This is a genomic window from Bacteroides sp. LFL-34, from assembly GCF_027257075.1.
Classification (GTDB): Bacteria; Bacteroidota; Bacteroidia; order Bacteroidales; family Bacteroidaceae; genus Bacteroides; species Bacteroides ovatus.
Window position 1 is genome coordinate 64,804 of sequence record NZ_JAPQKZ010000035.1, and the last position, 12,900, is coordinate 77,703.

Annotated in this window: 9 protein-coding genes; 5 read left to right on the forward strand and 4 right to left on the reverse strand. The window is 45.3% G+C overall.

Features of this window, described 5'->3' with window-relative positions; translation table 11 throughout:
- The first annotated feature begins 5 nt into the window (after positions 1-5).
- Genes N5O98_RS19280 through N5O98_RS19300 form a run of 5 tightly spaced genes read left to right on the forward strand, consistent with a single transcriptional unit; the run spans position 6 to position 8,232 of the window.
- A complete protein-coding gene (locus tag N5O98_RS19280) occupies positions 6-1,481 on the forward strand; it encodes a RagB/SusD family nutrient uptake outer membrane protein (protein WP_004297680.1) in 1,476 nt (491 codons plus the stop codon).
- 33 nt (positions 1,482-1,514) lie between these two features.
- The gene (locus tag N5O98_RS19285; RefSeq protein ID WP_008776328.1) at positions 1,515-2,897 is read left to right on the forward strand and encodes a DUF5016 domain-containing protein; all 1,383 of its coding nucleotides are present in this window, start codon (positions 1,515-1,517) and stop codon (positions 2,895-2,897) included.
- Positions 2,898-2,935: 38 nt separating this feature from the next.
- Positions 2,936-5,446, forward strand: coding sequence for a family 20 glycosylhydrolase (locus tag N5O98_RS19290; RefSeq protein ID WP_004310093.1), 2,511 nt, complete (start codon positions 2,936-2,938; stop codon positions 5,444-5,446).
- A gap of 20 nt (positions 5,447-5,466) precedes the next feature.
- Entirely contained in the window at positions 5,467-7,095 is a 1,629-nt protein-coding gene (locus N5O98_RS19295; protein ID WP_004306862.1) for a beta-N-acetylhexosaminidase, read from the forward strand.
- A gap of 21 nt (positions 7,096-7,116) precedes the next feature.
- A complete protein-coding gene (locus N5O98_RS19300; protein WP_004310095.1) occupies positions 7,117-8,232 on the forward strand; it encodes an acyltransferase family protein in 1,116 nt (371 codons plus the stop codon).
- Positions 8,233-8,358: 126 nt separating this feature from the next.
- Here the strand turns inward: N5O98_RS19300 and N5O98_RS19305 are convergent, their stop codons facing one another.
- The 4 genes from N5O98_RS19305 to N5O98_RS19320 all read right to left on the reverse strand — a co-directional run.
- Positions 8,359-9,972 (reverse strand): hypothetical protein, encoded by a 1,614-nt coding sequence (locus tag N5O98_RS19305; protein WP_004296728.1) that lies wholly within the window; start codon positions 9,970-9,972, stop codon positions 8,359-8,361.
- A gap of 87 nt (positions 9,973-10,059) precedes the next feature.
- Positions 10,060-11,094 carry an HlyD family secretion protein gene (locus N5O98_RS19310; protein WP_004296729.1) on the reverse strand — a complete coding sequence of 345 codons (1,035 nt, stop codon included), beginning with the start codon at positions 11,092-11,094 and terminating at the stop codon, positions 10,060-10,062.
- Between the two features lie 79 nt (positions 11,095-11,173).
- Entirely contained in the window at positions 11,174-12,493 is a 1,320-nt protein-coding gene (locus N5O98_RS19315) for a TolC family protein (protein WP_004296730.1), read from the reverse strand.
- Between the two features lie 172 nt (positions 12,494-12,665).
- Positions 12,666-12,900: hypothetical protein (locus N5O98_RS19320; RefSeq protein ID WP_269495911.1), on the reverse strand; the 235-nt coding region annotated here is incomplete at its 5' end.

The window sequence follows — 12,900 nt, forward strand, 5'->3', positions numbered from 1 at the left end:
CGAAAATGAAAAATATAATAAAGTTAGCGTATGTCGTACTCTGTACATTAGTCGTTTCATGCAGTAGTTTCCTAGATGAGAAACCGCAATCGGATTTTATGCAGGAAGGTACCGGAACGGAAGATCAGGAGTCTAAATATGGAAGTCTGGCAGATGCACAGGCCGAGTTGCAGGGTGCGTATGAGAGTTTTAAAGCAGATATATTCCAGTCGGAAAATTATACTATTGGAGATGTGCAGTCCGATAATTGTTATATCGGCGGAGATGGTGTGGCCGAACAGGAGTTTGATTTGTTGAAACTGACCTCTACCAATTATAAAGTAGAACTGGTCTGGTCACAGTATTATTCGATGGCGGGCACTGCAACCAGTGTGATTGAAAATACGAAGATGATGGATCCTACTTCTACCGTAGCAGAAGAACGTAATCGTGTTATTGCAGAAGCCAAGTTCTTGCGGGCATGGGCGTATTTTGATATTGTCCGTTTATGGGGTGATGCCCCGATGGTGCTGGATTTGATTCCGACCATTACAGCCGAAAACCTCGATAAATGGTATCCGGTGATGTATCCGGAACGTTCTGCCACAGATAAAATATATGACCAGATCCTGGACGACCTGAATGAAGAAAATACCATTCGTTACCTGGTAAGCAAGAATAAAGGAATTTTCCAGGCAACTAAGGGAGCAGCCTATGCCTTACGTGCCAAAGTGTTAGCAACGAGAGGGGAGAAATCAACACGCGACTATACCAAAGTGGTTGAGGCTTGTGACAAAGTAATAGCAGAAGGCTATACGCTGGTCAGCAATTTTGACGAGTTGTGGCAACCCGACAAGAAATTTTCTTCAGAAAGCATCTTCGAAGTCTATTACACCTCCGATGCACCCAACTGGGCTTACTGGGTATTGCTGAAAGAAGATGACGGATCAGTAACCTGGCGACGTTATTGTACACCTACTCATGATCTGGTTGCTAAATTTGACAAAGAGAAAGATACCCGTTATGCATCCAGTATTCTTTGGAAATCAGTGCCTTATGATACCTATTGGCCGGCAGACAGTTACCCGTTGTCTTATAAGATTCGCGAGAAGACTTCCAATATCATTTTGATGCGGTTGGCAGATATACTGCTGTTGAAAGCCGAAGCACTGGTAGAGTTGGACCGCACCCCGGAAGCCATCCGGATTGTAAATAGTATTAGAGAACGTGCCGGTTTTGCTCCTTCTTCTTTAGATGAAAATATGGGGCAGGCCAGAGGACGCCTGGCGGTAGAGAACGAACGCCAATTAGAGTTGTATATGGAAGGTCAGCGCTGGTTCGACCTGGTACGCAATAATCGTTTGCTGGAAGTGATGCAGAAGCATAAAGACAAAGACGGCAGATTGCTGTTTGCAGGTTTGCAGGCTTTTCGGCAGTTGTGGCCGATTCCTCAAGGAGAGAAAGATAAGAACACCAATCTGACTCAAAATGAAGGCTATTAATGAAAAGAGGAACGTAAAACTTTAAAAGAAAAAATGATGAAACACAATAATCTGTTTTTATGGCTGCTGGGGCTGACTGTTTGTTGGCTGGCTTCATGCAGCGAAGAAGATGGCCGGGTGACGTATCCATATTCGTGTCCCGAAATATCGGAACTGCAATTCTCAACTACCGATCAGACACCTGCTGCCGATTCTCTTTATTTTTCTGTGAAGATTCACGATCCGCAGACTCCTTTGTCTACGCTGGAAGTGAAATTGATGACAGGTGAAACTTTGGTCAGTTCGCAGTCGATCCGTACGAAAGGCACTGATGTTTCGATTGTTGAAAAAGGGATTTATATCCCGTTTGAAGCCGGACTTGAAGAGAATCAGGAAGCGAAGGTGATTCTGACAGCCATTAATGTGGAAGGTAGTGAAGTCACTCAAACATTTGATTTCCATATCACCCGTCCGCAGATTCCCGAAGTGCTTTATCTTCACTATAACGGTGAGGTGGTAGAAATGACCCGGAGTGAGGACAATCCTTACCTGTACCTTACGGAAGTTTCCGATTCGGAAGAGGGTTATCCGATGGAGCTATCCGGAAAGATCTCAACCACAGCATCATTGGATGATGCAAAACTGATTTGGGGAGCTGCCGAAGCAAGCAATACGGCAGTCCTTATTGAAGCGTCGGGCCCTAGCTTTGCTTTTGATTACCGGGATTGGTTTGTCGAACAAATCACTTTCAATGTGATGACTTTTGAACTGGGAGTAGTCGGCTACCAAAAGAACCTGAAAATTAAAGAAACCGAGTTGATAGCCAGTGAGGGATTTTTCCGTGCACAGATTAGCTTTACGCAGGGGGAAGAGTTCGAAATGAGTGGATTTGAAGATGTGGAACACGCTTACAATCGCGACTTCTTTAGCTATAATCCGGATAATGGCAAGTTTACCTTCTTGCGCAAATCAGGAACCTGGGAGATCTATTATTCTTCTAAGTATAATTATATCTGGGTGGCACGGATGGGTGATACGGCTCCCACTTGCTTCTGGCTGGTAGGACACGGATTTACATGCGCACCCGTCTGGAATGAAGCATATAATAGTGGAGGCTGGAATTTGGAAGACATATCACAGTTAGGATATATTGTGCCAATCGGTGAACAGAAATACCAGACCACCGTGTATTTGAGTAACACTCATGAATGGGAATCCTTCGAAATTGAAATTTACAGCGATTTGCAATGGAATAAAGATAAAGGCATGCTACTGCAAGAGGGTTCATTGTCCGGCGATACGGATGGAATTGAACTATCTGGTTCCAATGGAATAACGAGTGGCGACGGTTTCGTTCCCGGCTATTATCGTCTGACTTTCGACGCCTCGCAGGGAGTAGGCAAAGAAACTTTGCACATCGAACGATTGAGTGATTAATACCTAAAAGAATGATATATAGAAAAACAGGAAAGCCTATGAGAAATATGCTATATATAATATGGGGAAGTCTGTGCCTCCTGCTGGTCATTTCCGGTTGTAAATCGACTGACGGGGCGAAAGCCCCCGTGTCATTGACTTGGAAGATGGGAGCTGTGGAAGTACAGCCCGGTTACTATGAGAATTCATTTGTCCTGAAGAACATCTCAGATGTTCCTTTAGAAAAGGATTGGATCATCTATTATTCGCAGCTGCCTCGTGAGATTCTGCAGGAAGAGTCTGCTCCGGTCAAAGTGGAAGTGGTGAATGCGAACTTCTTCCGGATGTATCCGGCAGAAAATTTTCAACCACTGGCTCCGGGAGATTCGTTGACCGTCAAATTCTGTTGTACCAACGGATTGAAAAAAATGTCACATGCTCCCGAAGGCACTTACTGGGTGAGTCAGTCAGGCAGTAAGCAAGGTATTCCCTTGCCTGTCGGACTGACCATACAGCCGCTGAAAGGAATGGAGACAGAAGACTGGTATCCCGCACCTGATAAGATATATGCTTCGAATTTGGCGTTGGAGACTACAGCCCAGTTGCAGCAAACTGATATTTTTCCGTCAGTGAAAGAAGCGGTGCCGGCTACCGGCAAAGAGGGTTTTGCTATAGAAAATAAAGTAAAACTGACTTTCCATCCCGATTTTGCCAACGAAGCTGAATTACTGAAAGAAAAGCTGGCAACCATCCATGGCCTGGAAGTTGTATCCGAAGCACCGGTAACAGTTCATCTGGATTATTTGCCGGAACGGGAAACAGCAGTGAACGGCGAATATTATCGGATTGATACGGGAAACGGGCTAATAAATATTTCAGCTTCCACTTCACATGGCATATTCAATGGGACGCAAACCTTGCTCTCCCTGTTGAAAGGTCAGGAAAAGCTGTTCCGTTTGGAAGCTCTCTCCATCCGCGATTATCCCGATTTGCCGTATCGCGGGCAAATGCTCGATATTGCCAGGAACTTTACGACTGTTGAACATCTGAAAAAGCTGGTAGATGTAATATCTTCTTATAAACTGAACGTACTGCATTTCCATTTTTCGGATGATGAAGGCTGGCGTCTGGAGATTCCCGGCTTGGAAGAATTGACCTCGGTTGGCGCACGCCGGGGACATACCACGGATGAACTGGAATGTTTATATCCGGGCTACGATGGCAACTATGATCCGTCTGCAGCTACCTCCGGCAACGGATATTACACCCGTGAAGAATTTATCGATTTATTGCGTTATGCAGCTCAAAGACATGTGCGTGTGATTCCGGAGATTGAGTCTCCGGGACATGCCCGTGCGGCAATCGTGTCCATGAAAGCGCGCTATCATAAGTATGTGAATACTGCCCCTGAAAAGGCCAACGAATATTTATTAAGTGACGCACAAGACACTTCCCGTTATGTTTCCGCGCAGTCTTATACGGATAATGTCATGAATGTAGCATTGCCTTCTACATACCGGTTTATGGAAAAAGTGATTCGTGAGTTGATAGCCATGTATGAGGAAGCGGAGGTACCTTTGACTACGATTCATTTAGGTGGCGATGAAGTACCCGAAGGAGCCTGGATGGGTTCTCCTGTCTGCCGGACGTTTATGGATGAAAACGGGATGACAAGTGCCCACGAACTGTCTGAATACTATATTACGAAGATGGCAGACTATCTGCAACAACATAATTTGCAATTCAGCGGCTGGCAGGAAGTAGCGTTGGGACATCCGGAAACAACCGATCGTCATTTGAACCAACTTGCAGCAGGAGTGTATTGCTGGAATACGGTTCCTGAATGGGAAGCGGATGAAATACCTTACCAGATAGCCAACAAAGGATATCCGGTGATTCTCTGCAACGTGAACAATTTCTATCTGGATTTGGCCTATGACGCTCATCCCGACGAAAGAGGTCTCTCGTGGGCGGGATATGTTGACGAGTCCAAAGGTTTCTCCATGCTTCCATATAGCATTTATCGTTCTTCGCGTACCGATATGGCAGGCAATCCGGTCGATCCGGACATCGCAGGAAAGGGAAAAACGACTTTGACCGCTTCCGGAAAGGAACATATCCAGGGAGTGCAGGCACAATTATTTGCTGAAACCATCCGTGATTTTGAATGGGTGGAATATTACACCTTCCCCAAAATCCTCGGATTGGTGGAACGCGGTTGGAACGCTTTTCCCGCCTGGAGCACTTTAACAGGAGAGAAAGAACGTCAGGCTTTCAATAAAGAACTGGGCCTGTTCTACTCCAAAGTGAGTGAGAAAGAAATGCCTCACTGGGCGTCCCGAAGTATCAATTTCCGTTTACCTCATCCCGGACTTTGCATCAAAGAAGGGCAACTCCATGCCAGTACCCCTATCCGGGGAGGTGAAATACGCTATACGACCGATGGCACGGAACCGACCCTTCGTTCGGAACTTTGGAAAGCTCCCGTAGCCTGTGATGCTTCCGTTGTGAAAGCGAAACTGTTTTATTTAAATAAAGAGAGTGTAACAAGCACTCTCAAAGTAGATTAATCCACAAAAGTAGATAAGTTATGAACTATGATAAGATAAAAAGAACCGGAATATTATTCTTGTTGGGAATAGGTGCGATCACATCGTTGTCGTGCAATGATAATGATAACGCGAACTACCCGGAGCGAGTGCCCACCCGCCTGTCGGTGATGCCTTTGCCGGAAAGAGTCGATTATAAAGAATCGGTTGTCTCTCTTCCGCAGAATGTGACTGTCAGCCAGAACATTCCGGCTTCCACGTCGCAACTGTTGAAATCCACCCTGGAAGAGAAACTTTCTCTTTCCGTCAGTGATGCCTCCAACGATCGTGCCTTTATCCGTGTGAAACAGGAAGCGGATCTGGCTAAAGAGGCTTACCGGCTCACCGTTACCAAAGAGGGAGCCTGCGTCTATTATTCAACGGAAACCGGACTTCTCTGGGGAATCCAGACATTGAGACAAGCGCTCGAACAAGCAAATTTCTTCACTTCCGGAAGTGCTAAATATCTTCCGATGGTCGATATAAAAGATGCTCCCAAATATGATTGGCGCGGATTTCATATCGATGTAGTCCGCCACATGTTTACGGTTGATTATCTGAAAAAGGTGATAGACTGTTTGTCTTTCTACAAGATAAACAAGCTTCACTTGCATCTGACGGACGATCAGGGTTGGCGCATTGAAGTGAAAAAATATCCGTTGCTGACGCAGGAAGGCAGCTGGCGCGACTTTGACGAATATGACAAGAGATGCGTAGAACTTTCCCAACAGGATTATAACTATGAGATAGATCCCCGTTTCGTGAGAAACGGTTCTCAATATGGCGGTCATTATACGCAGGAAGAGATGAAAGGTTTGGTAAGTTATGCGTTGGAAAGAGGGATCGATATTGTACCCGAAATTGACATGCCAGGTCATTTCTCGGCGGCTATCAAAGTCTATCCCGAGTTGTCGTGCACGGGAGAAGCCGGATGGGGAGAAGAATTCTCTTATCCTATCTGTCCCTCGCGTCCGGAGAACTATCAGTTCGTGCAGTCCATCATTGATGAGATGGTCGAGATTTTCCCTTCGGAATATTTCCATATCGGAGCAGATGAAGTGGAGAAAGATAACTGGGAACAGTGTGAAGTTTGTCAGCGATTGATGCAGCAGGAAGGTTATCAGAAAGTGGATGAACTGCAAAACCGTTTTGTGAAGATTATGACGAACTATGTGAAGGGTAAAGGCAAGAAAGTGATGGGATGGGACGATGCTTTTCTTGAAAAAGAGCCACAGGATTTGATTTATACTTATTGGCGTGACTGGCTGCCCGATCAGCCGGGAAAGATTACCCAGAAAGGGTATCCGATTATATTCATGGAATGGTCCCGTTTCTATTTGAGTGCAACGCCTTCAGACGAAGGATTAAGCTCTTTGTATAACTTCGAGTTCGAACCCCAGTTTCCCGGCATCGTGAAGCAAAATGTGTTAGGCTTCCAGGCTTGTGTATGGACGGAGATGATTCCTAATGAACGGAAGTTTGGCCAGCACGTGTTTCCCTCTCTTCAAGCATTTTCGGAGTTGGCGTGGGGAAGTAGCCGTAACTGGATTGATTTTACCAATCGCCTGAAATGGCATGTTAAATGGTTGAATGCGAATGGATTCTATTTCACCAAACCGGGATTTCTTTAATCCCGGTACACTAAGAACAATATGAAATCAGAACGTTTACTTTCATTAGATATACTCCGGGGAATCACCATTGTCGGAATGATTTTGGTGAACAACCCCGGAACATGGGAATCCATTTACGCACCCTTGCGACATGCCGAATGGAACGGACTGACTCCGACTGATTTGGTCTTCCCGTTCTTCATGTTTATAATGGGCGTTTCCATGAGTTTTGCCTTATCCCGGTTCGATCATCATTTCAGTCGCGGTTTTATCATCAAACTGGTACGGCGCACGTTGATCTTGTTTTTGTTGGGACTTTTTCTTTCCTGGTTCTCGTTGGTGTGCACAGGAGTAGAACAACCTTTCTCGCACATACGTATTCTGGGAGTGTTGCAGCGGTTGGCATTGGCTTATTTCTTTGGTTCCTTGCTGATTGTGGGTGTCCGGCGTCCGGCAAATCTGGCATGGATCTCCGGGATCATTCTGGCAGGTTATTCCACCTTGCTGGCTTTGGGACACGGATTTGAACTTTCCGAACAGAATATTATTGCCGTTACAGATCGCACACTATTCGGAGAAGCCCATTTGTATCGGGAGTGGTTGCCGGATGGCGGGCGTATCTTTTTCGACCCGGAAGGCCTGTTGAGTACCTTGCCGTGCATTGCGCAAGTGATTATCGGTTATTTCTGCGGAAATATTTTGCGGGAGAAGACTGAAATCCATCACCGGCTGTTGCAGATCTCCATACTGGGTATTGCTCTTTTGTTTGCAGGATGGTTGTTGAGTTACGGCTGTCCGTTGAATAAGAAAGTATGGAGTCCGACTTTTGTGCTGGTGACTTGTGGTTTTGCTTCCTTGTTGCTTGTGTTTCTCACCTGGCTGATTGATATTCGTAAAAAGCAGAAATGGGGATATCCTTTCCATGTTTTTGGTACGAATCCATTGTTTATTTATATAGTGGCCGGTGTGTTAGCTACTTTGCTGGAGGTAATTACAGTTGGGGAGAGTAGCTTGCAGGAGAAGATTTACACTTCTATTTGGAGCGTTCTTCCCGATGCTCATCTGGCCTCTCTGATTTACGCCCTTCTGTTTATCGGATTCAATTATCTGATTGTATGGGGGCTGTACAAAAAGCAACTATTTATAAAGATATAGAAGGTAAGTGACTAGTTAGAAAAAGGTAGAGTTTATGCCGGATAGCTACGGCAGTTTGTTTTCGTAGCCGGGTGGCATAAACTCTATTGATTATCAGTTCAATAAATATACAGGTAAACAGTCTTCCTATTTTTCTTTCTCCGACGGCATGTGTGTTGTCCGCCAGAACGTATTTTTCACCTCCCTTGCCACCTCTTTCCAGCTTGGCATACTTTTTAATGAGCGTCGAACCGGGAAATCGTAGAGCAATAACAATAGGAAGAGGAAAATGCAGGCATAAGCCACCCAGCCGTAAATCTGCTTGATGCTTATCTCCATCATCTGACTGATAAACTCTTCCATATAGTGACCCAGATTGAACGGACTACTGCTGAAAGCTACATGATCGATGGCTGAACCGTAACGGGCCAGATTGTCGGGAACATAATACGCCAATCCCTGTGCATAGACTGCGGCTCCCACTACGCCGCCTACTACCATGTGCAGCATATTGAACACACTTAATCCCTGGAAGAAATGCTGGAAAGTCATAATTTCCTCCAGACACACCATAAAAGTAGCACTCAATACGGCATAAGCGAAGCCCCGACATACGGTCGGCAGGTAAAGCTGTGAAATATGGATGTCGGTGGATAAAGTCAGGTAGAAACCGATCAGGTAACCGATCAACCCGATAAAGCCGACAATGACCAGGCGTACATAATTATACTGCTTGACGTGCATCCACCAATACGAAAACACACAACCGCATACGATACCGACAATGGCAAGCCAATCGAGTTGGGAACTGACCAGTTCTTCATATTTCATTACTTCCTCGTAAAAGACTTCCTCCAGCACGTGCTCCGTGGCGAGGAACGCTTCCACTAAAGTGACTAATCCCAATAAAGGCAAAAAATGGCGGTACGTCCACATCTTTGGTTCGAGAAATGGGTGTCGAATGGTCATCATGCGCCAAATACAAATTCCTAAAGTGATGAAAATCACGATGGTCAGTTGGCGGATGACCGGGCTGTTCCACCAGTCGTACCAGTCTCCGTAGTTGAAGAGGAAGGCGATTTCCGCTAATAAGGCAGCCCATAGTATCCCGCCCAGCCAGTCGATACCAAACAGAGGAAATTTGCGCATGAACCGGAAATGCTTCACACAAGTGAACTGTATCAATAAGACAATCAGCATCAGACCGGCAACGAACAGGTTCATGTATGTCCAGTGATAATGATACATCAAACGGGTCGTAATCAGGTCGGATAGCTGGATGCTTCCCAAAATAACAATATGAAGCCAGGGAAAGAAAACGGTGAACTCCCGTTTAGGAGTCATCCACAGCTGAATGTTTGACATACACTCGAAAGTTCCCTGTATTTTGCACATACCTTCGATGAAGCAGACCAACCACAATAGAGGGAGAAAGGTGATATGCGGTGCTATCAGGTTGCAGAGTAATACTCCCAGTGCGGCCGATGTAAGCAGGGTTTTATTGGTAAAACGAAACTTCATGCGGAACAGTAACGGAAAGTAGATCGCCATACCGGCCAGGTTGGCATACATGCACATTAAAATATCCTCCCGCATCAGTGACATGCTGCCGATCATCTGATTCAATGCACCCAAATAGACACCTCCCGAAAGTTGGAAGGTGACGGCTATGAAAAGATAAATCCACGGTTGCATCTTCCGCGGCACGAAACTGCGGAACATCGGCAAAACAAAAGGACCGTTCAGAACAGGAGCACTCATAAGAATTGAAAATTAAGAATTGAAAATTAAAAAATTAAAGCAATTGATAATTAAAACAATGATTAAAACGATAAAGGGTTAAAGCGGTTAATACTTCACTTCACATTCCACGTTAAAACCGGCACGCATACGTTTCAAATCTTCCGGTTTGTTTCCTTTCAGACTGATACGTACGGGAATACGTTGCTCCACTTTCACGAAGTTTCCGGTGGCGTTGTCTTGCGGAATCATTGAGAAGGCGGCTCCTGTTGCATCGGAGATGGATTCTACTACTCCTTTGAATGTGACGTTCGGCACGGCGTCTGCGGTTATTTCCACTTCTGCACCTTCTTTGATATTCGGAAGCTGGGTTTCGCGGTAATTGGCGATTACCCACAAATCACTGCTGTCTACGATATCAACTATAGTCTGTCCCGGTTGCACCAGTTGCCCTTCCAGGATTTCTTTCTTTCCTGTCGTGCCGTCACACGGAGCAATGATGACTGTATAAGAGAGATTCAGACGGGCAAGTTCCAACGCAGCTTCTGCCAGGCGGACACCTGCTTCATTCTGTCCCAGGCGATGAGTCTGCTCACTTTTCACTAGAGAAGTAGACATTTTAGCCCGTGACACCTGTTCATAACGGGCTTTGGCAGCTTCGTATGCTGTATGTACGTTGTCATATTGCTGTTTCGTCACTGCGTCTTCCTGCAACAGTTTCTCAAAACGGTTCAGTTCCCGTTTGGCATTTTCCATCTGTACACGTACTTCTTCAATACTTGCGTCGCTCACACTTAAATTGTTTTGCGTAGTGGCGATACCGATGGTAGTGGCCTGGCGTCCTGCGGTGGCATTCGCCAAATCCGCTTCTGCCTGTGCCACACGGAGACGGAATTCCGCATCTTCGATGATAAGAAGCGTGTCGCCTTTGCGCACTTGCTGATACTCGTCAAAGTAGATTTTCTTGATGAATCCCGGTACACGGGTATTGATCGGTGTGATATGTTGTTTCACCTGCGCATTATCCGTATATTCGATATTTCCCAAGTGGATAAACCGGGAACAAACATAAGTGACACCACCGATAAGTAAACAGATAATTACAATGTTGTATATTATCTTCTGGGTTTTTCTAGCTATCATAATCTGTTCTATTTTAAGAGAGATGAGAATTTGATTCTGTTATAAATTGGATTCTTTTTGATAAGTCATTACTTCTCTGTTAGAGAGTGTGTGTGATATATTTCATTTTGTAATAACTGTATATCAAGTTAATACGCGCATTGACCAGACCGAGGTCGGCACTTAGTTTCATATTGCTGGCATCGAGCATATCGGTGAGCAGGGCAAGGTCGTTTTTATAACGGTTGCTGGTTACGTTATAGTTCTGGTCGGCAAGTTCCACGCTTTTCTCCTGTGTACGCAGGTCTGTGAAAGAGGTGAGAAAGTTGACGTAGTTCGCCTGTACACCGTTTTCTATTTGTTCCTGTGCCAGTGAATATTCCTCCTGTGCTCTGCAGACGTTCAGTTTTGCCTGGCGCACTTTCTTGTTGTTTTTAAATAAAGAAGAAAGATTGTATTTGATACCGACCCCCACATACCAGTAATTGAAGTTATTGTCGAGCACCGGGACTTCGATGGTGATAGGACCATCTAAATGTTCACCGGCCACAAGTGCAATTTTCGGAAGCAGTTCCGAGCGTTCCAATTTCACTTTCTGCTCGTTCATTTTCATAGCCAGCTGGGCTTGTTGCAGTCCGACATTGCTTTGACTGGCCATCATTTGCCAGTCGTTTTCGGCTAATGCTGTCACTTCCTCGTTCAGCAAGGTAGAATCGGGAACGATTTCTGTTCCGGCAGGCAGATGTAAGGTAGTCACCAGTTGGTGATTCATTATTTTGCGGGCATCCTGCACCTTTGCCAGTTGCAGTTTCAGCGTCTCTTTCTGTAGCTCATAGCGGGTGATGTCATTTTTTAAGGCCGTTCCCTGTGTGCGGCGTGATTCCATGTTGCGGATCACCTGTTCCGTCAAATCCAGATTCTTCTGTAACACTTGCAGCTGGTTATTCAACTTGTATAAATCCAGGTAATAGCCGGTCAGGAGAAAGCGGATTTCCTGACGGTTCTTCTGCCAGTCCAATGCAGCCATTTGCTGACCGAGTTCAGCCAGAGTAATACTGCTGTTGATGGCTCCTCCGGCGTAAATCACTTGTTGCGCTTCCAACGCAAAGTTATTGCCGAAGTGTGGCATAGGGATATTCTGCCCGTTTTTGAAGTCACGGTCCCATATATATCCGTCGCCCAGGTAACTAAATGAGAGTGAGGCACCTATGTCCGGCAAACGTTGTGACTTGGCAGCCTTCAAAGCTTCATCGGCTGCTTCCTTTCCGGTTTTATACGTTTGAATACTCTGACTGTTCTCGTCTGCCAGACGGAACATTTCGTCAATGCCCAACACTCTCCTGTCAAGCGTCTGGGCAAACAGTCCCTGACTGCATAGCACGGCACATAGCGGCACTATGAGCCATCTTTTTTTGCTCATAAAGTGAAAAGAAATTTAATTAATAGTAGAATTTTGAATTTTCTTCACCACGGAATAATACAGAGTAACACAGAGTTTTTTTCTTTTGAAATATGTCAGTTGACACAAGTTAATGAAGATTATTTGAACGCTGTGTCCTCTGGCGTTCTCTGTAGTGAAAATAGGAGGGTTATCAAATCTGCGCTGCTACACCCCAACCGTGAAAGTCATGCATTTTGTTCTTGTAACGAATGGCGATTTGATAATATCTTAGTTTCATCTTGATACCTATTTTTCTATTTTTGTTGCGCAAAGTTACTACAAAAAAGTGAAATGCGGAAAGATATAGTGATAGAATTGAGTTACAAGGGTTTTGGTTGAAGTGGCGATAATCCGTGAAGCCATTACAATCCCTGCCGAAGCCAAAT